The organism is Micromonospora sp. NPDC049175, from assembly GCF_043197345.1.
In the GTDB taxonomy this organism is placed as follows: Bacteria; Actinomycetota; Actinomycetes; order Mycobacteriales; family Micromonosporaceae; genus Micromonospora.
Window position 1 is genome coordinate 280,690 of the sequence record NZ_JBICSY010000004.1, and the last position, 24,431, is coordinate 305,120.

The 24,431-nt window shown below is 71.8% G+C and carries 6 protein-coding genes; 5 read left to right on the forward strand and 1 reads right to left on the reverse strand.

Features of this window, described 5'->3' with window-relative positions; translation table 11 throughout:
* Positions 1 to 38 precede the first annotated feature (38 nt).
* A complete protein-coding gene (locus ACGFH8_RS18470; RefSeq protein ID WP_393368340.1) occupies positions 39 to 368 on the forward strand; it encodes an alpha/beta hydrolase in 330 nt (109 codons plus the stop codon).
* 169 nt (positions 369 to 537) lie between these two features.
* Positions 538 to 1,632 carry an arabinogalactan endo-beta-1,4-galactanase gene (locus tag ACGFH8_RS18475; RefSeq protein ID WP_393369099.1) on the forward strand — a complete coding sequence of 365 codons (1,095 nt, stop codon included), beginning with the start codon at positions 538 to 540 and terminating at the stop codon, positions 1,630 to 1,632.
* A 74-nt stretch (positions 1,633 to 1,706) separates the two neighbouring features.
* On the opposite strand, the gene ACGFH8_RS18480 is transcribed toward ACGFH8_RS18475, so the two are convergent.
* On the reverse strand, positions 1,707 to 2,792 hold the full coding sequence (locus ACGFH8_RS18480) for a hypothetical protein (protein ID WP_393368341.1): 1,086 nt from the start codon (positions 2,790 to 2,792) through the stop codon (positions 1,707 to 1,709).
* A 274-nt stretch (positions 2,793 to 3,066) separates the two neighbouring features.
* Between ACGFH8_RS18480 and ACGFH8_RS18485 the strand changes: the two genes are divergently transcribed.
* From ACGFH8_RS18485 to ACGFH8_RS18495, 3 genes are all read left to right on the forward strand, one after another.
* On the forward strand, positions 3,067 to 5,700 hold the full coding sequence (locus ACGFH8_RS18485) for a hypothetical protein (protein ID WP_393368343.1): 2,634 nt from the start codon (positions 3,067 to 3,069) through the stop codon (positions 5,698 to 5,700).
* A gap of 237 nt (positions 5,701 to 5,937) precedes the next feature.
* The gene (locus ACGFH8_RS18490; RefSeq protein ID WP_393368345.1) at positions 5,938 to 23,805 is read left to right on the forward strand and encodes a toxin glutamine deamidase domain-containing protein; all 17,868 of its coding nucleotides are present in this window, start codon (positions 5,938 to 5,940) and stop codon (positions 23,803 to 23,805) included.
* Between the two features lie 71 nt (positions 23,806 to 23,876).
* Entirely contained in the window at positions 23,877 to 24,389 is a 513-nt protein-coding gene (locus ACGFH8_RS18495) for a hypothetical protein (protein WP_393368346.1), read from the forward strand.
* Positions 24,390 to 24,431 lie beyond the last annotated feature (42 nt).

The window sequence follows — 24,431 nt, forward strand, 5'->3', positions numbered from 1 at the left end:
GGATGGTGCCAATCCCCTCCGACGACGGTGGCACGGCAATGGATCAGTACATCCTGCAGGACAAGTTCCCGGAGGTGTTCGCGGCCGACGTCGACCCCGGCACCGCCGAGATCATGGCGGCGACGCAGCGGCCCGCCTCGGCGAGCGCCCAGGAGGAGGGCGTGACGAAGGCCGCCTGGAAGACGATCCCCTCCTGGACCCTCATCAGCACCCAGGATCAGGGCATTCCTCCAGACCTACAGCGCTTCCTGGCGAAGCGGGCGGGGTCCACCACAGTCGAGGTCGCCGCCTCCCAGGCCGTGGCGGTCTCGCAACCCGGCCCGGTCGCGGACCTCATCGACACGGCCGCCCGCGCCACCGCGCGCTAGACGACTATCCCTTTTCGTCCTCCGTCGCCCGAGTGGGGTCGGCCGAGGCGTGAGACACGTTGGCGATCATCGATGGATTGGCGCATCGTCGACCTATGACATCGCGGCGCCCGTGTCCTACCTCGTGAACACCTCTTCGGCCACACCGCACCGCCGCCCCCGGACCCTGATCGGGGCGGTCACGGCCGGCCTCCTCGTCGTCTGCGCCACGCTCGGCGGCGCGCCCGCGCCCGCCTCCGCCGCGAACACGCTCAGCATGCGGGGCGCCGACGTCTCCTCGTTGCAGCGCAGCCTGGATCTGGGCGCCAGGTACTACGACGCCGGAGGGGTGGCCCGCGACCCACTGGACATCCTCAGGTCCGTCGGCGTCAACTACGTCCGCCTGCGTGTCTGGAACAACCCGGCCAGCGGCTACAACAACAAGAGCAGGGTGTTGGCCCAGGCGAGGACGGCCAGGGCGAAGGGCCTCAAAGTGCTTATCGACTTCCATTACTCCGACACCTGGGCCGACCCCGGCAAGCAGTACAAGCCGGCCGCCTGGGCCGGCCACAGCCTGAGCCAACTGGGCACCGACGTGTACGCCTTCACCTACGACGTCTGCTCCAGCCTCGGTCGGCAGGGCACCCCACCGGACAGCGTGCAGATCGGCAACGAGATCAACGTCGGGATGCTGTGGAACGAGGGCAAGGTCGTCAACAACGACTTCGCCCCGCTGGCCGGGCTGCTGAAGCAGGGCTACAACGCGACGAAGGCGTGTGGCGGCGGCATCCCGGTGATGATCCACACCGCCAACGCCGACAGCACCGCCAACGCCAGGTGGTTCTACGACGGCATCCGCGCCCAGGGTGTGCAGTGGGACATCACGGCCCTGTCGTACTACTGCATGTGGCACGGCACCCTGGCGAACCTCTACAACGCAATCGTCGACCTGCGCGGCCGCTACGGCAAGCCGGTGGTGATCGCGGAGACCGCGTACCCCTTCACCCGCGACAACGCCGACAGCGAGCCGAACGCCATCGGCAACGCGACGTGTGACGGCATCAGCGCCACCTGGTCCGGGCAGGCCCAGGAGTTCGACTGGGTCCAGAACACGGCCCGCAACGCGGGGGCCGTCGGCGTCTTCTACTGGGAACCGACCTGGTACGCCGTCCGTGGCAACGGCTGGGACCCGGCCAACATCAACGGCACCGGAAACCAGTGGGACAACATGGCCGTCTTCGACTGGTCCGGGCGGGTGAACCCGGGCGTGCGCTGGACGCCCTGACCCGCCGATGACCCGAAGGCCGCCGCCGGGCCCGGCGGCGACCTGGGGACGGCCACCGCCGGTCCGGTCCGGCGTCAGAGCCGGGAGGTGAAGGTGGCCAGGAAACGGTGTGGGGTGACCACGCCGGCGTTGTCGAAGCAGATCACGTCGACGTCGGCGTTCGTGGCGTACGGCCAGGGTTGGGTGAGGTGGCAGTAATTGCTGCCGGCGCCCTGCGCGACCACCTGGACGTGTGTCTCCTTGAGACCGACCTGCGGGAAGGTCGCCAGGTAGCGACCGGCGGGCGCCAGCGGCGCCACCGTGTTCGCGCCGACACCGAGCACCGAGTTGTCGTTTGTCGGACCGCCCACGGCGGTACCGAGGTAACCGAAGTGCGACGGTGGCGCCAGCGAGCCGATCACCGGCCGCCGACGGTGGTAGGAGAGGACGAAGTCGGTGTTGACGAACGCGCCGGCCTGGTCGTAGCAGAAGACGTACACCTGCACGCCGGTGCCGACCGCGCTCCAGGAGTAGACCTTGCACCGACGCGGGCCCGCGTTCGGCTGCACGGCGGTGACCTGCACGTTGCCGGCGAGCACCCCGGCCAGCCCCACCCCGGGCAGCCGCACCAGGTACTGCCCGACGCCCACCGGTCCGGCCGTGTTCACCGCGCCCGTGGAGTTGTACGACTGCGCCACCAGGGCGCTGCTCCACTGCACGTACGCGTGGGAGGTGCCGGCCGGCAGCACGCCGGAGCTGGTCGTCCAGAGCACTGTGAACGGGGTGTCGTCGCGTGTGCCACCCGGCTTGTGGCACTGCACGTCGACGATCTCGTCGACGCCGGACTGGAACCAGCGAACCACCTCGCAGTAGTGCCCGGTCCGGTTCACCGGGGTCACGTGCGGCACGCCCCGCGCGCCGGCGCCCACCTGCGGGAACCGTACCTGGAACCGGCCCGGCGCGAGCTTGATGCCGGTGGCCCAGGCGGCCGGGAACGCGGTCTTCCAACTACCCCACTGCCGGCTGGTGTCCAGCACGGTCCAGACCGCGACGGTGGGGTCCTTGACGTACGCGAAGCCCCAGCGGTCGGCGGTGGCCGCCGCGGCCGGCGCCGCCGGCACGAGCGCGCCGGCGGCCAGGACGGCGGCCAGTGCCGCGGTGACGAACGATCGGAGACGCATCTATTCCTCCATTCGACGGGAACATGTCGGAGAGGAGTGTGCGCGTGGTGACTCCATGGTCACAGTCGGCAAGCGTGTGCGGCGATGTCGGCTGTCCGCCACTCCTGACCGAGCTGCCGCACGAGCCTCCGGCGGTCTGGCCGCTGGCGGGGGATTTCCCCCGGAACCGACACCGCCGGCCGGCGGCCGACGCCGTGGCCGTGGCCGTGCGTCAGTCTCAGCACATCGGGGTGCGGCTGGTGCGAGACTCCGACGAACTGGGGGGCCGAGGCCGATGGCGCTGCTGTGGTCGCCGCGCTGGCTCCGCCGACCGGTCCGCGTCGCACCGCCCCCCGGCCACGAACTCTTCGTGGAGTGGCACGGCTCGGCCGCGGTGATCTCACACGGGGACGATCCGCCGTCGCTGCTGTGGCAGCTGGTGCGTACCGCCGTCGCGGCGTCCGACGACGTGCTGGTCCTGACCTCCGAGCGCGCCGTGCGCAGCGCCGCCTGCGGTGGCGTACTGCGCGGGGTGGTCGAGGACGCGGCCCAGGAGTGGGGCGTCGGACGGGTCTGGGTGGCCGCGAGCGGCCTCGGCCGGCCGGACGAGGCGTACGCCTCCTGGCTGACCCGGCTGGCGGCCCGCACCGGCGTCGAACTGCTCGCCCCGGACGGTCCCGTACACGCCACACCGGACGGCACCCTCTACGCGGCGGGCGGCACGGGCGCCTGGGGTTGGCGGTCCTTCCGGCCGGGCGTCAGCAGCCCGGTGGTCGGCAACCGCTACCCGGCCCCGTCCTGGGAGCCGGCGTTGCCGGACCAGGCCGTGGTGCTGCCCGGGTTGGTGGCCGACCCCGTCCCCGCCGGAGTGCTTCTGCGTGCCTCGGCCGCCGCACCCGCCGCGGTGGGTGACCCGGCCTACGACATGCCGGTGGACCGATACCGGCCGACGCTGCTCCTGCGCCATGTCGGCGAGCCACCACCGGATCCCTGGTCGCTCGCCGGGATCTTCGCGGGTCTGCCGGCGAGGACGATCGTTCGGATCGAGACCGCACTGCTCGACCCGACGGCACCGCCGCCGCGCGCCGACTGGGTGACCGCACTCGCGGCGGCCCTCGACGAATCGGCCGCCGTCGCCGAGCCCATCGGGGTGCCCGAGCCGGGCCAGCACCGACGGGCATCCGGCCAGTCACCACCCGTGCTGAGTGACGGTTGGGTACGCGCCAGCAGCCGCCTCTACCGCCACGCGATGGTGCCGGACCTGCTCGCCGAGGTGGTCCCATCCGGCGTCCTGTTGCGCACGGCTGGTGCCCGTCAGCCCGACGGCATGGCCTTCGTCGACCCCGCCGAGTGGGTGCTGGCGGTCGACGTCCGCGACTCCGATCGGCTCGTAGACCAACTGTGCCGGATGCTCGTCGCGGCCGGCGGAGCACCGGGCCTCACCCTGGTGGGGCAGACCGGCGAGGCGACGAGGGTACGCCTGGAAGCGGCGCTGCGCGCCGAGGCGGCACCCCTCGCGGGGCTGCCGGTGGACGTCCGGGCGACCTCGGCGACGGGCACCGGTCAGCCTTCCGTGGCGACCGATCGGCGGAGCAGCGTGGCGAACCAGGCGACGCTTGCGGTGCCGCTGTCACCGCGTCCGCCGACGGCGGCGGTCGCGGCCACGTCGGTGGAGGCCCCCGCGCGGGGCTGGCCGCCGGCGACCGCGCACCAGTTCGTGGATCCGGCCAGGGCGGCGCAACGTTCGGCGGAGCCGGCCGTGGCAGCCGGGGCCGTGCACCAGTTCGTGGATCCGGCGGCGCCGGCCGCCGGCGCGCGGCGGCGTGTGGAGTCCCTGCCGGTCACGAGACGGTCGGCGGCCGCTGCCGAGGCGCTGCCGGGCGCCGGCGGCCAACCGGCCGTGCAGGATCTGACCGGCGAGCCCTCACCCCCGCCTCGACCGGCCGCCGGTCCGCCACCGGTGATCACCAGCTCCGGGCCGTACCTGGGCGAGCCCGAACGCCCGGTTGTCGCCAGTGCCCCCACCTCGGCAGGCGAAGGAGCGCTCACCCCCTCGCTTCGAGGCGCGCCTGCCACGTACCCCGGCGGGCGCGCGGTGCACCGTTACGCGCCGGCCGTGGCGGACCCCGTCGAGGACCGGGCGAGCACCGCAGCGGAACAGCGCGACCTCGCTGCCAGCCTCGGCCCGGCCTTCACCGACTCGATCACCACCGTCAACGCCGCACTGGCCGCGTGGCCCGCGTTGCGCCAGGGCATCTCCGCGTCGGCGAAGACGGACTTCGTCGCCGTGCACGTCTTCTTCGGCCGGTCGGAGGCGGGGGCGGCCCGGCTCAACGCGGGACTGCGGGCCGGGCGGGCACCGACCCTGCCCGGCTACCTGCCGTGCCTGGTGTCCGGGTTGCGTCGCCTCCCGCCGTACCGCCGGGCCATGCTCTGCCAGGGTCGGGTGGCCGACCAGGCGCGGCACCTCTACCCCGAGGGTGGCCTGCTGGTGGAGCCCGGCTTCCGCAGTGTCAGCGGCGCCACCGACCTCGCCGTGGAGGGTGCCGACGTCGACTACCTGGTCTGGTCGCGTACGGCGCGGCAGGCCGGCGCGCTTGCCGAACAGCAGGATCTGGACGAGGCGGTGTTCCTGGCCGGGGCCCGGTTCAAGGTGCTCGCCGTCCGTGAGGGAGCGGTGGCGGCGGATCGCGTCGGCATCCCGACGACGGCCGTACTGTTGCGCGAGGTGTTGCCCGACGAGCAGTCCGTGTCCGGTCTGGACGATGCCGACCGGAGCGTTCTGAGCCGCCTGGAACGGGCGCTGACCCGGCGGAGAGCGGCCTCGCCTCGCCTGCTCACCGACGCGCACACCATCGAGCGGCTGCTCGGTCCACCGCTCGGTTACCTGGAGGAAGCCGGGGCGTCTGTCGGTGCCGGCACCGACTGACCCTCCGGTCATGAGGGATAACCCCCAACTCCGCCGGTACGGCGTCGGAAACCGCCGCGTCGGCGTTCGCCGTCGCATGCTCATCCGGTGCGGGTGTGACAGGGGGGTGGAGCCGAGATGCGAACGCTGTCACTGCGACCGCGCGGCAACCTGACGGTGGGCAGCCGGGAAAGCGTCGACGGGTCGGCGTACGCCGTCGCGCCGTCGACGAGCACCGGATAGCGGGAGCGGCCCGGCATGGACACCCCCATTCCTGACTGGTTGAACCACATCTTGAACTTCTTCGTCGGCGCGACCTGGCCGACGGGCAGTGAGAGCGGGATGCGGGCGCACTCCGGGGAGTGGGAGCGCCTTCGGGACGTTCTGGATACGGCCCAGGAGACGCTCGTGGCTGAGCGTTCTCGGGTGCCGGCCGTGTTGAGCGGAGTGTTCGCCGACGGGGTCACGAAGTCGCTGGACAGCCTCGTCGACTACATCGACCAGTTGCGGTCGACCGTGGAAAGCATGCGCAAAGACCTGAAGAACGGTGCGGCCGAGCTTCAGGAAAAGAAGATCCTGCTGGTGGTGCAGTTGGCGCTGTTGGCCATCCAGTTGGCCTGGCTCATCGCGTCGCTGTTCGGAGCGTTGGCGATTCCGCTGGTTGTTGGTGGGTTTCGCGCCATCATCACCGCGATTCTTCGCAACCTCTTCGTCGAGATCGGGCAGGAGATCGCGCAGGAGCCGCTGCTGATGATCGTGATTCAGGCGGCGCAGGATGCCGATGGGGTGCGGGAGGGCATCGACTGGGACGCGATCAAGAAGACTCTGGTTCAGACGGTGATCGCGGGTGCGGCTGCCGGTCTGGCCAATTCCGCTGCTTCGGGTGCCGTCGACTGGGCGGCGGGGAGGATCGCCAAGGTCGACCGGGTGGGTGCGGACGGCACGCTCTACATCACCGACGGTGTGTTCCGGGCCGGCGCCCTCTTCACGAAGGGCACGGCGCAGGCGGCCGTGGCGATGCCGGCCGAGGCCGCCGGACAGGCTGCGGTGGGGGCGCCGATCGAGTGGCGGTGGGGGACAGCGACCAGCGCCTTCGTCGGCGGCCTGTACGAGGGCAACGCCGCTACTCCGGAGCAGTTGGCCAACGGCCTCAACCTGCCGGACCTCAACGGGTACGACAAGGCGACCCCTCTGGGCGGCGACGGGCAGCAGGGCGGTGGCGACTCCGGCGTCAACGGCGAGCAGGAGAAGCCGACGAGCGAACCACCCGCCTACTCCGTCGACGACGGCAACAACAGCGGCATCGACGGGGACAACGAGAAGCTGGTCGGCGACGAGAAGAGTGACGCCGGGACCGGAGAGACGTCGGCCGCCACCGATGAGGTTCGGCAGTCCCTCCTCGGGGACAGCGGCGCCGGCGCCGGGCTGGGTGCCGGGTTGGGCGCTGGGCTGGGTGCCGGGCTGGGTGCCGGCGCGTCGAGCGCAGCGGATCAGCAGGCGTCGACAGGCGCGGGAACCGGCGGCATTTCGGAGGGTAGCGCGGCAGGCTCCGGCGTTCAGTCGTCCAACGGCGACGCCGGCGCGGCCGTCAGTCGTGGGGCGGGGATCGCCGATGGCGTAGCGAGTGGTGGTGTGGCGGACGGCCACGCGGCCGGTGGCGTGGCCAGTGGTGGTGTGGCGGCCGGTGGTGTGGCGGCTGGTGGTGTGGCGAGTGGCGGCGTGGCCAGTGGTGGTGTGGCGGCTGGTGGTGTGGCGAGTGGCGGCGTGGCGAGTGGTGGTGTGGCGAGTGGTGGTGTGGCGGACGGCCACGCGGCGAGTGGTGCGGCGGACGGTGGTGTGGCGAGCGGTGGCGTGGCGGCTGGTGGTGTGGCGAGCGGTGGCGTGGCGGCTGGTGGTGTGGCGAGTGGGGGTGCGGCGGCTGGTGGTGTGGCGAGTGGGGGTGCGGCGGACGGTGGTGTGGCCAGTGGTGGTACGGCGGACGGTGGCGTGGTGGACGGGGGTGAGAGGCAGGGTGCTGGCAACTCCATAGGCCAGGGCGGGACGAATGTGGCCGGCGGTGTCGCGGGCACGCCAACCGGCGACGGCGTCGCTGACCGGTCGGGCGGAGGGCTCGGCGATGGTTCGCCTGTCGGCTCGAACGAGAATGCCGGCCACCTGTCGGACGGTTTGCCGGCCGAGACCACGGTTGGTGGCCAATCCGGCGAGGTCGCGCAGAGGGACGGCGCTCGCGTCGGCGGTGACCAGATCACCGGCGGCCAGTCCGCGGCCGGAGCCCCGGAAACCGGTGGTGCTGGTGGTGCCTCGCAGGGTGGTGTGGGGTCGGGTTCGGGACAGGCCGACGGTGGTGTGGCGTCGTCGGGTGGTGTGGCGTCACCGGTGGGTGACGCTGGCGGTGCCCGAGGGGAGGGGCAGCAGCGCGCACAGGTGGGCGCGGGCCAGTCGCTCGATGGCGGCGCCGCCCGATCGGGCCCTCCGACCACGGTGGTCGGGGGCGACGGTACTCATGGGGCCGACCGTGCGACCACCGACCCGGGCAGCTCAGCCGACCTGCGGACCGTCTCGGACCCCGGTGTCCAGCAGACACCGGGCTTCGGCACCGACCGGTCAGACGGTGCGGATCCGGCTCTGCCGCGGTCCGCAGAGGACTCGGTGGGCAGGAGCGATCCCCGCAGCGGCGATGTGGAGCGCCTGCTGGCGTCGTCGACCCAGGATGTGTCGCACGTGGTGGCCAACACCCGCGCCGCTGTCGAGGGTGCGCAGGACGCGATCATCGGCGCGCTCCAGGCGTCGCCGCCGGACCGTGCCCCGGAGGTGGCGGCCGCCCGCGACGCGGTCCGGTCGGTCCAGCAGTCGCTGACGCACCTGGAGGAGTCGCTGCCGAGCCTGTCGAAGCAGCAGGCGAGGGCCGACATCGCGAGGGTGCTGACCGCCTACGACTCGGCGCACCAACAGGTGCGCAGCGTCGCCGGCGCGGCGCTCCTGCCGTCGGTCGACACGCTTGTCGGCCCGAGCCGCCCGGAGGTGGTGGGCGGAGACCACTCGACGGTGCCGCCGTCCACCGATCAGCGGTTCCAGCAGGCTGCTGTCGACCAGGTCGAGCATCGAACGGCAACGGCGCAGTCGCCGGCCAGCGAGCCGAGCAACGGACCGGCCAACGAGCCGGCCAACGGACCGGCCAACGAGCCGGCCAACGGACCGGCCAACGAGTCGAGCAGCGAGTCGAGCAGCGAGCCGGGCGCCTTGGGCCCGGTCGGGCAGGGGGCGGACGGCGTCGCCCCGGAACGCGGCGATGTGGATAGGCGGTTGTGGTCGGCGGTGGGCCAGTTGCCGGCCTGGGACAGGGCGGCGGACTGCGTCGATCGGGTCGCGGGGGTGCTGCGCCGGGTCGGCGTGCCGATCGTGGCCGAGGTGGATGGCCCGCGAGCCCGGGATGTGGTGGCCCAGTCGCTGGGCGGTTGGTTCGGGCCGGCGGGTGGTGTCGGCCGGTTGGCCGGGTTGTCCGTTGGCGCGATGACGCCTGTGTGGTTGCCGCCGACGGGCAACGGCGAGACGCCGGCACACATGGCCCTGGTGTGGCGTGCTTCCGGGTCACGGTTCGTGCTGGTGGAGACGCAGGGGGACGTCTCGCCGGACGGGTCCGACAGTCGGTTCGTCGACTTCGAGGTGGGGGAGTTGCGGGGCCCCGTGCGGTTGGTGTCCGACGCCGACGGCGCGTTGCGGCAGGTGGACCTGTCCAGCGGCGCGGTGCTGGCCGGCGCCGCCGCGTCGGCGCTGCCGACGCGTGGTGACCGGGTGGCGGACGCCCTCCTCGACCGGGTGCCGCACACCCACGAACCAGGCCTGATCGGCGGCGAACTGGAGGGCTATGTCCGCATCGGCGCCCCGGTGCGCCCTGCGACAACCGCCCAACAGGAGGCGTGGCTGGGCGAGACCATCGCCACGGTGCACTCACTCGGGCTGACGGTCAAGGGCGAGAACAAATCCCCGGTGTACGGCCGCTACTCGGACCGCTGGTACCCCGGTCTCGCTCATCTCCGAGCGGTCGAGGGGCGGCATTACCAGGGCCACCGGCAGGAGCTGTGGCTCGCCGCCGAGGTGGTTTACGACCCGGGTGCGGCGGTGCCGGGGGAGGAGGGCACCGTCCCCTTCACCGTGGCGCAGTATCACGGCCTCGGGAAGGCGCTCATGCGGTGGCTGCAGGACGCGGGACGCATCGGGCTGACGATGGGCGAAGCCCTGCAACCGTCCGCGGACTGGCAACGGGGGTATCTCGACGACTGGCTCAACCAGGTCCCACCCGAGAGCCGCGACTACGCCGACGCGCTGTACCAGGCGTTGCAGACCCCGGACAACGTCCAGGTCGAGCAGGGCATGGCCGATCAGACGCTCTTTCATCCGACGAACGTCCATGGGCAGAACATCAACCTGCAGCTCTCCGCGGGCGGATCCCTGGCGGCGCTTCCCACCTTGATGAATTCCGCCCAGTGGGACGCCGCGGGGCTCGGCGTTGCCAGCGCCGGCACTGTGTCGGAGGCGGTGGGGGTCGCCGACCGGATTGCCAGGCGCCTGATGGCCGACTTCGTTCGCTCCCTTGCCCCTGGGCAGCCCCTCTCCCCGGCCGACATCGAGGACCTCATGCAGTTCGAGGAGCCGACGCAACTGCATGGCGCCCTCGTCCAGGTCCTGACGAATGCGACAGGCGAGGTGATCGGTCCGATCGCCGGATCCAATATCAGCAAGAACTCGGTGCTCCTGCTCAGCCGGCAGGACATGATCCACTACGGTGCGAACCTGCTCCCGGCGGTGCGTGACTACGTCAGCCGCAACATTCTGGACATCACCAACGCGATCGAGAACGCCTACCGGCAGGAGCAGCAGGGCCTAGGTAACCACCCGGCCGAGCAACAGGGACTGTCGTGGATCGATGCCCTGTACCGGGTCTCCGGCACGGACCGGCGGTATTCGGTGCGACAGCTGATCCAGGAGGGACTCACCGGCGTGCCGGTGGTGAACATCAGCCAGGCTGACCTCTTCGGAAAGCTGGCCAGCTTCCCCCCACACCTGTCGCCCGACGGCACGCGCGCGATCTTCGTGCTGGAGAAGCGGAACAACCGCGCGCACCAGGACGCCACCCCCGGGGTGCAGTACGACCCGTACACCACGCTCGACAGCACCGACGACTTCGTCGCCGACATGCTCGCCCTGACGAACGAGGCGCACGAGGTGGCCGAGCGTGCCCGGGCCCGCTCCGAGCAGTGGGCACCCACGCCGACCGCGCCGTTTGGTGGCGTCCAGGCCGCGGCACAGGCGTACGGCGCGGCGCACGGCCAGCTCACGCCGATCCCGAACTCGGTGCTCAACGTCGACCAGCAGGGCAACTACTGGCAGCTGACCGCGCAGGGTTGGGAACTGGTCGCCGATCCGGATCTCGGCGGCTACGCCAACAACCCCTGGGTGTACGCGCTGACGAGCGTGCAGACCAACTCCGTCGTGGGGGTGGACCATCTGGTGCCGGCGACAGTCGACGGCGTGCGGCGCGCCGCACAGGAGGTCCTGGACCAGCTCGACGGGTTGGCGGATCGGATCGAGTCGGCGTTGCGGGAGGCGCTGACCGACCAGGCCGTCCCGGCGGACGGCCCGGACCGCACCGAGCAGGTGGAGACGGCCAGGGCGGTCCTCGACGCGGCCCGGCAGGGGCTCGCCGGTGTGGTCAACTCGGACCAGAGCCGTTCGGGGCCGGCACGTGAGCACTTGCGCGACGCGCTGCTCCAGGTGGACCACGCCCGCCACGAGGTGAACCGGGCGACCGGCGCGGAGACCGTACCGACTGTGGAACGCCTGCGGGGCGCGGCGACCGAGACAGTTGACACCGACGTGACCCCGCGCTCGTCCGGCGCGCTGCCGACGTACACCGTGGGTCTGGCCCGTGTCGACGACGCCGCGCAGCTGGTGGCGGCGCTGCCGGGCAACGCGCAGGACATCGTGCAGGCGTTCGTGTCGCTCCGGGACGACCGGCTGGATGACATCAGGACCGCTCTGGGACAGCCGGGCTCGTCGGCCGCCTTTTCCGCCGTCACCGCGTTCGACCGGCGACTCCTCGCCCTGGAAGCGGGCATGGCCGGCATGTCCGAGCAGACGCTGAGGGCTGGCCTCGTCGACCTGGTGCGCGACTATCGGGTCGCCCGAGGCCAGCTGCTGGCGCTGACCTATGACCAGGACCTGCTCCCGCCGGTCGAGGCGATGCTGGAGTCGTCGACATCGGACGACGACACACCGACCGGCAAGGGGAAGGGCAAGGCGACGTCGAACACCCGTGACGCCGGGGGACAGGGCTCGTCGGCGACCGGGGGCGGTGGGGTTGGCCGGCCGTCGAGTCAGGGCGGTGGGAAGGGCGCGGACGGTCCGGGCGGTGGGAGGGGCGCGGACGGTCCGGGCGGTGGGAGGGGCGCGGACGGTCCGGGCGGTGGGAGGGGCGCGGACAGCCGGGGCGGGGCCCGGGACGGCGGTGACGAATCCACCCCTGCCCCGCGTGCTCCCAGGGCTTTCGCCGACCATCCCGAGGAAGGTGAGCTCTACCCCAATCCGGAGATCCACGCGATGCTCCGGGAGACCAAACTGCTCCTGAGTTCGGTGCTCGAACCCGGGCAGCGGGACGCCCAGCACGTCGCCGACAAGGCCGACAAGAGCCTCCGGGACCACCGGGACGAGGTACGGGCGGCGACGCAGACCAGGAACGACCTGGCGAGTGCCGAACAGACGGTGCGGGACCGGCAGCAGCAGACGGATGGTGCGGTGCGGGCGCTACAGGTCAGCCAGGGCGAGGTGGCCGCGGCAACGAAGGCTCTGGCGGACGCGACCGAGCAGCTCGCAGAGACCGAGCGGCAGCACGACGCCCTGCGGGAGACGCGTGCGGACGCCGAGCGGGCCCGGGCCGAGGCCGAAGCCGACCGGGCCGCCGCGCGAGCCGAGATCACCAGGCTGGAGGACGAGCGGGACACGGCGCAGGACCGGTTGGAGGAGATCGAGGAACAGCTCGACAACCTCAACCAGCAGAGCCTCGCGACGCTCGCCCCGGCTGAGCGTACCGCCGGTCAGCGGCGCCGCATCCACCTCATGGCGGAACAGGCCCAGCTCAACGAACGGCTCGACGCGATCGTCGGGGAGGGGCGGCAACAGGGCGCCCGGGGCAGAGCAGCCGACGTCGCCCTCACCACGGCCAGGGCCACGATCACCACGACGGACAAGAGCCTGGAATCGGTGACGGAGAGCCTGCGCCAGCAGCGCGCCGCCCTGGACGGCGACGACGGCCTGCGGGCACGCCTGCGCCATGCCGAGGAGAAGCACGCCGAGAACAGGGCCACCGCCCAGGCCGCCACGGCGAGCCGGGACGAGGCCGCCGCGCAACGGGATGTGCTGCGTACCGAGGTCGAGCGCCTGCCCTCCGAGACGGACCTGGCGAACACCACGACCCGCCTGACCCGGGCGGCCCGGGACGCCGGCATGGTGCGTGACTCGGCCACGGCGCGAGCCGATGACGCCCGCGAGGCCCTCGACGAGTGGCAGGGCATCGCCGACGAGCGCGAGTCGGACCTGACGATCTTCGGCGATCGTGACGAGACCGAAGGCGATCGTAGCTATCTGAGTATCGGCGCCGAGGGCGTGATCACCGAGCAGGCCGCGGCTCGGATGCGGGAGCTGGCGCTCGCTGCCGTCCGCCCGCTGGGGCGCTGGACTCAGGAGGCGGAGATCCAGGGCGACATCGCCCGCCTGACCACACCGATCGCGTTGGTGGATGATCTGCCGTCCTCCACCGGGCGCAGCGGGTCGGTACAGGTGGTCGGAAGCGGCCGCCACGCGGTACGGCTGACCTTCCACTCGACGCTCACCCGACACGACGAGCGGGACCTCGCCCCGGACTACCCGCCGCCCCCGGTCACCCAGGGCGAGAAGCGGCGCTTCTCGGATGTCTCCTCCACCAGTAGCCACAGCAACATCAACTACCGCGACTTGCCGCTGCCCATCCAGGAGTTCCTGGGTCTGGGGACGACCGGCCCGCTGCGGGTGCTCAACGTGTCGGCGGTGCCCCGGCTGACCCACAACCGGCAGACCCGCAGCGCCTTCGTCGAGACCGGCACCGGGCCGGCGACCATCGAGCGACTGCGGGAACCAGGACTGGCGCACTTCTACACCTGGGAGATGAGGGTCACGGCGGAGCCGGCGGGCCGCCCGCCCCGGCTGGTCACGCCCCCGGGGCGACCCACTCTCGACGATCCCGACGACCCCTGGCAGGACATCGAGGGTGACCCGGAGTCGAACAGCGTACGCGAGCGGTTGGTGGTGTTCTTTCCACAGCACATCGCCGTGCCGGATCCTCCGGCGGACACCACAGTGGCGGACGACGCGGCTCTCGCCTCGTACCCGATGTCACTGGACACGCTGCACGACCCAACGGAGCTGCCGCTGCGCATCCTGAGCGAGTTGCCCGGTCTCATCGCGGAGGCACGCGACCGGAGCAGGGCCGCCGGGGGCAGGAACGCCGCCGGTCGGCGCGCCGGCCGTGGCGCGCCGGCCGTGCGCTCGCCCCGCCGTGGCCGCCGGCTCGGTGCCCGGCGGGGGAGCCGCGCGGGGCTGCTCAACACGAGGTCGCAGAAGCACATTTTCAGCTTCGCCGGGCACGGCAACATGCACAACGTCTTCCAGCGGGCGCGCGACGGGGCTGCCTACAGCGACCCGATCCACGACGCGAACGGCAGACTGCTCGGCGTCCTGCGCCTGTCGGGAGTGCCGTTCACGGATGACACCAGCCGTATCGTCAGCCGGGCCAGCGACAACTCGCTGGAGTTCCTGACCGAGGCGCAGATGACCGAGCGGGGATCGGTCGTGCTGCGCAACGCTCTCGACCTGCCGGTCAGCGGAGGCGTGACACTCCTGAAGGCGCCGACCGAGGGGACCACGACTCCCGGCACGTTCCTCTCGGGCGGCCCCTCGGTCACCCTCGGCCTGGGGACCGGTGCCACCATCGGCCACAACAGCGGGGCGGTCTCGTTCGTGGGCCGCGGGTTCCGGTCCGGCCGGGAACCCGACCCGAAACGGCCCGGCATGGCACCCGACCCCACGGCCACCAAGGCGATCCGACGGGGCATGGTCGCCGACGTCGGCATGAGGTGGAAGCTCGAACTGATCACCGGCGGGAAGGAGCGGCACGCCGCGCCGCCCTCCCGCACGTGGTCCGGGAACTCCGCCGGCCATGGCGCCCGGGTGCGATACCTGCCGTACACGCTGCGCGACGCGGACAAGGTCCGCCACCCACCGCGCGGCGTCGTCGACGGTGACGGGCCCGGCATGGCGGTCTTCAAGAACTTCACAGTGGCCCCCCAGGGGACCGCCGAGGATCCGCGACCGGACCTGGACATGCAGGTGGAGGACTACCTGCGCAGCGAGGGGTACCTGCCGAAGACCGCGCCGGCCACCGAGCTGTTGGCGAAGAACCACAGACGTCTGCTGGAAACCAGCTCCGGCGCGCACCGGATCGGCATGATCGGTGCCCTGCGCGGCACCGGCCTGTGGGTGCCCTACGACAAGCTCACCGCCTCCGGGACGCACCGGAAATGGATCAAGTACTTCATCCCCGCCGACCAGGACCCGGAGGTGGGGTACGAGGGCCTCACCGACGAGCTCGGCGCCAACATGACGATCGACTCGTTCTTCCGGCTGGACAGCGTCCGGTCGATGTTCCGGTCCAAACGCGCCGCGCTCGACGGCAACCTCAGCCTGCCGGTCCGGAAGTGGCTGAAGAAGTGGCTGCCCGGCTGGACGAACTCGGTGCTCAGCGGCACCGTGATCGGCAAGACCTGGGAGAACACCACCTCCCTCGGGTACGGCCAGGTCCCTGGTCGGTCGGTGGTCCTGGACACCGAGCAGGACCAGGCGATGCACAAGTTCGTCCTCTCCACGAACCTTCGCGCCGAGGCATACGACGAGGGCCACGACACACCGGACGAGACGTTCACACCGGGGGACCAACCCGTCTCCTACGAGGCGTGGGTGCCCGACATGCGCGTGCTGACCGCACCCGCGCCCCGGCGTGAGCCGATCAGTCACCGGCCCCTCACCGAATTCGACCACGCCATGCTGAGCGTCGGACCCAGCCTGCCGAACCTCGCGGGCATCGACGCCGTCCGCGGCAGCGCCGCGCTCGACACGATGTTCGCGGAACTCGCCACGAGCCAGTTCGCCCCGCTACAGGAATGGCTCAGCAACCTTCCGGACATCCTCGTCGCACGGTGGTCGAAGCTGATCGGCAACAACCCCGGCTGGCCGACCACCCTGTCCGCGCACACCCGCCGGGTCTTCATCAGCGAGGAGCGGCTGCTGGCGGTGATGGACGTGGCGCTGCGCGGCGCGCACTCCTCGGAGCAGGCATTCGAGCCGGGCCTCCTCGCCGACGCGGAAGGCCGGCACGAGTTGCAGGCCTACATCCATCAGGTGCCCCGGTACGTGCCACAGCCCCGGGACTACGAGCTCTACGTGGAGGACGGGATCCCGGTCACCGGCACCAGCGCGTTCACCCGGAGCCGGGAGGAGACGCGGTACCACAGTGCAGGCGCCAATGCGGTGCACCCCCATGGCAACGCGCCGAGTGCCACGTACCTCACGTCCACGCGTGAGCGTGTCAGCGATACCAAGACGCTGGCGGGCACCGACTACCGGATCAACAACATCAGCGCCCGCATCTACACGATCACCATCCCGGTCACGATGGTCGGCACCTTCACCGGGGCCTCCCGCAACCTGGTGAGCAGCCTCCGCTCACTCTTCGGCGGGATGTGGGAGGCCGCACTGCCGGCGACGGCGTCGGACAGCGCGATCGACGTCGAGGACGGCATCCAGGCGCTGGTCAGCATCCTCGACATGGCGACCATCTGGCGCGATCTCGAACGGTCCTGGCCCGACGTCGACCACTTCGCCGACACCGACGGTGTGCCGGCCGACTTCCAGCGGCCTGTCGACTTCATCGCGGGTCTGCCCCCCGCGCTGCACGCCCAGGTCAAGGCCGCCCTCGACCTGTTGCCCCCCGAGCCGGGCGAGAAACCGGGCCCGGACGCCGTGTATCCACCACGACGGATCAGCCAGCGGCTGGGCCTGGGTGACGCCTCGGTGCTGGACATCAGACTTCCCGCCGGTCGGGAGCTGCTGCACCACACGCTGCGCAGCCTGAAGGTGGACGCCGACGGCGCCACCGACCTGGGTTCCAACAGCTACTCGGCCGGGCTCTACGACTGGATCACCCTGCACGCGTCGAGCATCGTGACGCGCGGCGACATCCGCCGGTACTTCAGCTCCGGGCCGTCCCCGTACCCGGTGGTGGTGGCCGGGTTCCAACGCGCGATCACCCACCGGGGCGGCACCATGGTGGTCGACTACAAACTGCTTGCCCGCCCCGACCCACTGCACGATCCGCTGCGGCTGCACGGCCGGAAGCTCCCCCACCAGATCGACCCCTCCACGACCGGCGCCGTCGACGAGAACGGTCGCCCCTTCGATCCGGTACCCGCGCCGGAGTCCGACATGGAGATGCACGGGACCCACCTGGAGTCCCGGGGCAAGGCGAGGCAACGGGTGAAGTCGCACACCGGTCGCCTCTCCGGCCCCGTGCACACGAGGGCGCAGCGGCACAAGCCGGTGCGACTGATCGGGGGGACTCCGCAGATCGAGCTGTCGCGGCAGCGGAGCGAGGCCGACCTTGAACGGGACCGGCAGGAACCGCGGGTGATCACCAAGTCCAAGGGTGGGCTGGCCCGCATGTACTACCCCTTCGAGATCAGCGTCGACGTGCAGGTGATGACACTGAAGGATTGGCTGATGACGGCGATCACGCCGACCATCTTCTCCTGGGCGAAGTCGCTCTGGACCGATCCGGCCGGCGAGACGGGTCAGCAGTCTTGGCTGAAGGCTGGCGCCGTGCTGGAGTTCATGGCGGCCGACGGTTCCACTCAGCCGCTGGTGCCGGACGGTACGGGACGCCCGCCCGGGGTCACGGTGTTGCACGGCGACCCGGCGGGGCGGGAGACCCTGCACGGGGTCCGGATCAACCCGACCTCCCGGGCCAACGAGACGGGCGGGTTCACCCTCGGCGTGCTCCGGTCCTTCCGTCCCACCGATGGGTTGGGACCGGAGTTCCGGGTGAGCTGGTTCAGCGGCCTCCCCAAGCTGCAGGAGCTGGTGCTCGAGGTGCTTCCCGGCGTCAACCAGTGGGAGCTCACCGGGTTCGTGGACGGGGAGGTCGGCGGGGGCAACCTCTACTCGTTGCTCAAACGCGGCGGAGTCGCACAGACCTTCCCGAGTGGAGGGATGGGCGTCGGTGTCGACGGCACGTTGACCATCAAGACGATCGCCGCGTCGCCCTGGCGGCTCCCCGCCGAACAGCACAAGCCCAACCCCGGCGACCCCGATGTGCCCGTCGACTTCGTGCCCGGCCACGACGCCAGCGCGGTGTTCGAGTACTTCCCGATCGTCGGCAAGGTCCTGACCTCCACCAGCCAGGTCGAGCAACGCGTGACCGTGGCACTGGCCCCCCTCGTCTCGCTGAACCAGGGCGACGGGGTCCGGGCGGCGAACAGCCCCACTGTCACGTCGCGCCAACTGGACTCCGGCGACGCGTCGGGCGACAGCGGCGGTGGCACCAGTTCGGCGGGTCGGCCGGAGTTCGGTGCGGCCCCCGGTGGCCAGAGCTTCATCAACTTCACCATCCTGGGCGTGTCGTTCATCGGCTCCGAGACCATCGGCGCGAGTACCCAACTGCGCTGGTCCGACCGACGCGGCCGGCGTTTCGCGCCGGCCAAGACCGGCTCCCACGAGGAGAAACACCCGGTCGTCCTGCGCCAACGCGACGTGCTCCTGGAGATCACCGGCGAGACCTCGACGGTGTCGAGCGTCGTCTGGGAGGGAATCGTCGACACGGTCCGCAACGCCGGCCAGACCGTCGGCGACGCGGCCAAGTGGGTCGAGGATCTCGCCGGTTTCGGCGGGTCCGTCGACGCCCTCGCCGAGCGGCTGAGCCCGGATGCCCCCGTGGGGAGCAAGACCACGCGGACCCGGCTGCTCGCCGGCACCGTGGAGACCCGGATTCCGTTCGCCCTGGTGGATCCCGGCCGGCAGGTCGACGCGGGCGTCTACCTGCCCGGCGCGGCCGACCGGGACACCCATGTGGACGCCATCGAGGGGCTGCGGGGTCACCCGGACGCGCCGATGGTGATCGGCCGCGGCATCACCGTGGACGGCACGACCACCATCGGCGGCCGAACGGCCGCACAGGTCCTGGACACGTTGGAAACGGCGGGCGTCTCCCGGAGTTCGCCCCTGGTCGTGATGGCCGGGACGGACCGGACGTTCGTCGAGGAGCTGTCTCGCGGGTGGGTCGGTCCCGTGTTCGCCAACCGGCATGTCGTGGTCGACGAGGACGGCCAGGTGCTCGGCTACACAAACGAGGAGGTCCGCGAGGGCCTGCGAGCGGCGCGCAACTGGGAGGAGTTCCGGGGTGGTCGGTTCCACAAGGAGCTTCCCTCGCACAACCTCGCCGACGTGCTGGCCGAGCGGTACGGCTCCGACAGGCGACCGCCGGCTCCGGTCCGTACGGAGTCGCAGCCGGTGTCCCTGACGGCACCGTCGGCCAGCCGGCCGCTACCGCCCGACCACCAGCACTACGAGGGTGCACCCAAAGCCGACGGTCTCGGGAAGCCGAGGGGTGTCCTGAAGGCCAGGGGCGTCCTGAAGGCCAGCGACGGGGGGAAGGCCAGCGGCGTCGGGAAGGCCAGCGACGGGGGTAAGGCCAGCGGCGTCGGTAAGGCCAGCGGCGTCGGTAAGGCCAGCGACAGCGGGAACGCCGGTGGCGGGGGGCGACAGCGGAGGGTGCACTGGGCCTTACCAGAGGATTCCAGCGCGCCCACCGGTCCGCCCACCGGTCCGCCCACCGGTCCGCCCACCGGTCCGCCCACCGGTCCGCCCACCGGTCCGCCCACCTCGGGGCCGGGGGGTGGTGACCTGGCCGGTGCGACGCCTGCCGACCGCAGCGGCTGGACCGAGGTCGGTCCGCCCCGGGCGGCGAGCGAGGTTCTGACCAGGCATCCGTATCTGCGATCGAGCGGCACGGACCCCACCACCCCACGGACCGACTGCGTCTTCGCGTCGATGGTGACGGACCTGCGGATACGCACGGGGGGCCAGGGCTCGTTCGTCGTTCCGGAGTCGGTGGCGACCGAGGTGGGCGTGCTGTCCTGGTACGCCGGGCATCCGCTGCGGGACGTCACGGGCTTCGACGCGGTCACCGAGGCGATGCGCAACGCGACTGACGGCGCCGCCGGCATCGTGGTCGTCAACGGCGCCGACGGCGACGTGGCGCACGCGTTCAACGTTTTCCGCGACGACGACGGTGAGGCCACCTACTGGGACGACCAGACCGGTCAGCCCGCGACGGCGCCTCCCGACCCGTCCCGGATCCGGTTCGTGGCCACCACCGAGGGCGTACCCGATCCCGCCGCGCCGCCGGTCGCGCCCGCACCGACGGACGGCGCGGTGAACCTGGCCGGAGCGTCGGCCGACGACGGACCCGGCACACCGGCCCCGCACCGGTGGCCGGCCGACGGGTTCGTCAACAATCCCGACGAGTTCCGGGCCGTCGAGGACGACGTGCGCCACCGTCTCGACGTGGGTGACGATCCCCTCCCGTACCGCACCGGTGGCGTGCTGTCCGGCCTCGCGCCCGGCGCGGACGCCGCGCTGACCCTGACCCTGGGCCTCGACCCGGCGGATCCGGCGCGTGCGTCGGTCGACGGCGTCGCCGTGGCGGCGCGGCTGCGTCGACCGGAGAACGTCACGGTCGCGCCCGATGGCGGCACGGTCACGATGCGGATCACCGACGACTCCGCGGACACCTGGACCGACCTGCGGGAGCTGGTCCGCCACCTGCGCTCCGCCGGCGTACGACAGGTGCACGGCGGCATCGAGGCGGCTCTCGACTCCGCTGCCGACACGCAGGGCCTGGCCACGCTCGTCGACGGGTACGCGGCCGAGTGGGGCGTGCTGCTGGCGGCGACGGCCGATCCGCACACGGCGCCCGGTGCCCTCCTGCTCACGCCGGACGCGATCACCGCGCGGATGCCCGCCGCGCGGCTGGACCTCGGCACCATCCAGGCGCAACTCGCCCTGGTGGTGGCGGTGCGGGCCGTGGACCACACCTCGATCGTGGCAACGCCGGGCCCCAGCGCCGTTGCCCGCCCGTCCGCCGCACGGGCCCTGATCGACCAGGTCGGGACCGGGCCGGCACACCGACGTGACCTGGCCCGGCTCTTCCACCTCGGCGGCCGGGTCAGCCGGGACGACGAAACGCGGTCGGAGTCGGCGACCGACTCCCTGGAGGGCTCTGCGGCCCTGACCGGTGAGGGCCTGCGTCGGTTGTTCGGCGAGGTCGTCGCCGCTGGCCGCGGCGTCGATCCGGCCGGTCGGGCGACGGTGGCGGACTGTCTCGCGGTGGTGCAGGCGCTGGTGTCGCGGCTGTTTCCGGGTGGCCCGCTGGCGCACGCGGTGCGGGTGCCGCGGACGCGGGACGACTCGGATCTGGGTCGGCCGGCGGAGGCGTGGCTGGGGGATCGGCGGGACTGGGAGCGGTTCGACGGCTGGGACGGGCTGACGGCGCGGCTGGGCGCGGATGACCTCGGCCGGCGTTCGGTGGCGGTGGTGTTGGTGGAGCGCACGCGGTCGGGGTTCGGGCACGTGTACGCCGCGTATCACACGGCGGACGAGGGTGTGCTGTGGCTGAACCTGACCGATCCGGGGGCGACGCCGCGGGTGGGCGCGCCGCAGGAGACACCGGGGGAGTACGACGCGGACGTCCACGCACGTGCGCTGGTGATCGGTCCGGACGGTGTGGTCCGCGGCGGCGGCACGTCCCGGCGGCCGCTGGCCGAGGCCCTGCTGGACCCGGTGGCCAGCAAGGGGTATCGCGGCGGCGGGCTGGAGGGTGAACGCACCATGCCGATGGACCTCCACGCCAACGACTCGGAGCAGGCGTCATCGGACGGCATTCTCGCCCGTGCCCGCGACGGCAGCTTCCACATCGAGGTGGAGCACAAGGAGCTGCGCTATGCGGCCCAGGAGGCCGAGGACGGCGAGCCCCGCGGGTACCTGCTCCCCGGCGACCCGGCCAGCGGCGACCCGGTGTGGGTCGCCATGCCCGAGCTGGTCACCGGGATCATCAGCAACCTTCCCGGTGAGCAGGGCCGGATCGAGGACACCGAGGACTTCTGGCGGCAGCTTCAGGAGCTGGAGGACCGGTTCGAGGCGGTCCAGGGGCCTGCGGGCCTGCCCACTGTCGCCCTGCCCGCGACTCTCGCCTCCGCCGAGGTGGTGGCCGAACCGGCGGCCAGCGGGACGATCGGTCCGCCACCGCGAGGTGACGAGGGTGGTTGGCACTGGCACATCTCGATGGGTACGCCGATCGAGCGCCTGTCTCGGTTCCTGGCGCACGTCGGGGAGCGCACCTGGCGCGACAGCGCTGTCACCTACGAGTCGGCCCCGCTCGGTCTGCTCGCCTACCGCACGAAGGAGAACCAGCAGGACGGGGTCGCCTTCGGTGATCGCGAGGCAGAGCACGTCCTGCGGTACTTCGCCGGTGCGGGTCAGGTGCCCAGCGCCCGGGTGCTCGACGCGATCAAGGGTGTGCTCGCGCTGGTGTACGCACACACGGCCGGGGCCGCCGAATACCTGCTCGCCCCGATGAGCCTGACCAAGGCACACGTCGCCGCCCTGTCCCGGCCCGCGTTGGGCCTCTACGTCCGACAGTTGCCCTGGTGGGCGCGGCTCTATCTGAGCGATCAGGCGGACGCGATCCACAACCGCTTCGCCCAGTTCTACCTCGACCACAACAACGGCTACCTGGACGAGCTCGGAGCCGTGGCCGGCGCGGGGGTCGGTGTGCGGTTGTCGAGCCGTCAACAGCCCTGGACCGCGTCCCGCGCCGCACCACTGATGTCGCCGATGATGTACCTGCTCTCGGCGCTGCACGGGAAACTGGTCGACCAGCAGCACGTGTTCCCCGGGATGACGACGCACGACCAGCTCGACACGGCGGACGGCAGCCTTTCGGCCGAGCTCGGAGTGGTGGAGGTGCGGTCCTACGGGGCCCGCCGGGGCACTGTCGCGCAGGCCCGTGTGTGGTACCAGGAACTCGCCAGCCTGGCCCGCGACCTGTACCTGGAGGTGAAGGACCTGCCACCGCTGCGGGAGGAACCGCTGCCGGAGGCCGGGCCGACCACCACCGCGCAGGCGCGCTCGGTCACGGCACCGCTGTTCGAAGCCGTCAGCCGAGCCCTCGCCGACGACCTGCCGGGCGCGCTCGACGCGCTCGAGCCGGCCCGCCGGCACCTGACGGTCAGACAGCGGGCCCAGTGGGCCAGGCAGTTGACGTCGCTGAACCACACGCGGGTCGTGGCGGACGGTCCGGCAGCCAGAAGTCCGTTGCTGGGTCTCGCCGCCGAGATCGCGATGCCGATGATCAGCCTCTGGCTGGCCGCGCCCACCTGGGAAACCGCGAAGCGGGAGTGGCAACCGCTCAACGACATCCTCGCCGTCGACGGCGGCCGGCAGTTGGTGCCCTTCGTCCAGGAGATTCTCCTGCCGGACGATTTCGGCGACCCGCCCTGGCAGACGGTCGGCGGTGGCGGCGAGGCCGCGCATCAGGCGGCGGCCGCGGTCATCGACCTCGCCAGTGCGGGCGTCGGGAACGAGGCGCTGGCGCTGCTCGCCGCCGACGGCGCCGAGGCCCGCCAGGACGCGTTGCGCGCTCTGGTGGCCAAGGCCGACCCGGATGAGTACGACAGGTTGCACCGACTCATCGAGGTGGCCGCCCCGCCCGCGGCCGACGTCGCGATGCTGACGGCCCTCGGTCGTGTTGCCGGTGACGACGTCGACGCGGCGGAGCTGATCATTCGGGACACGGTGGTTCACCTCGACTCCACGTCCCGGAACTACTGGATCCGTCGGTTGAGCCACCTGGGCGAGCGCGGCGACATCGGTCTCCCCGAGGCGGACCGCCTGATCCTGCTCATCGCCGACGCACCGGAGACACCGTGAACGACTCGGGGTCGCGTCTCGTTTGAACAGTCGCGTCCGGCACACCGTCGGGCGTGGATGGAGGCGAGCACGTGGCACGGGTCGGGAACGAGGAACGGCGCTATCGGATGGTCTGGGCCGCGGGGGAACGCAGCGTCAGCGCCGACGACCCGGCGACGCTGCTCGCCGAACTGATCGCGGGATACCAGGCCGTGCCGGAGGGGAGGCGCCGGGCGGTCCGCACGGAGCACGCCGAGCTGTCCCTGCGGCGGATCCAGCGGCGGGTGCTCGACGCCTACGACTCCTTCGACTGCGATTCGGAGGAGATGCAGGTCCTGCTCAACGACCGCGCCAACCGCAGGGTCCCGCAGCGGTGGTCGGCCCCGGTGCCGCTGGTGCTGATCGATGCGCACTTCGCCGAGGCCGGCGCGGATCGCCCCCGCGAGGCGGGCGGGCGGATCATCTGGCTGGAGACCGAGGACGAGGAGTCCTACGTACGTTCGCTGGCCGTGGCCGGTGAGATCTTCCTGGTGATCCGGCAGGACGCCGTCGGTGCGGCAGCGGGTGGGCGTGGCCGCCCCGGCGTCGGGGCGGCGGTCGGATGACGGCGCCGGAGGTGCCGCGACCACGCACCGTGCGGCCGGGAG

What these genes read in the sequence shown, in the direction of transcription:
- ACGFH8_RS18470 (WP_393368340.1), top strand. Translation starts at nt 39, where the DNA reads ATGGATCAGTACATCCTGCAGGACAAGTTCCCGGAGGTGTTCGCGGCC.
- ACGFH8_RS18480 (WP_393368341.1), bottom strand. Translation starts at nt 2,792, where the DNA reads ATGCGTCTCCGATCGTTCGTCACCGCGGCACTGGCCGCCGTCCTGGCC.
- ACGFH8_RS18485 (WP_393368343.1), top strand. Translation starts at nt 3,067, where the DNA reads ATGGCGCTGCTGTGGTCGCCGCGCTGGCTCCGCCGACCGGTCCGCGTC.
- ACGFH8_RS18490 (WP_393368345.1), top strand. Translation starts at nt 5,938, where the DNA reads ATGGACACCCCCATTCCTGACTGGTTGAACCACATCTTGAACTTCTTC.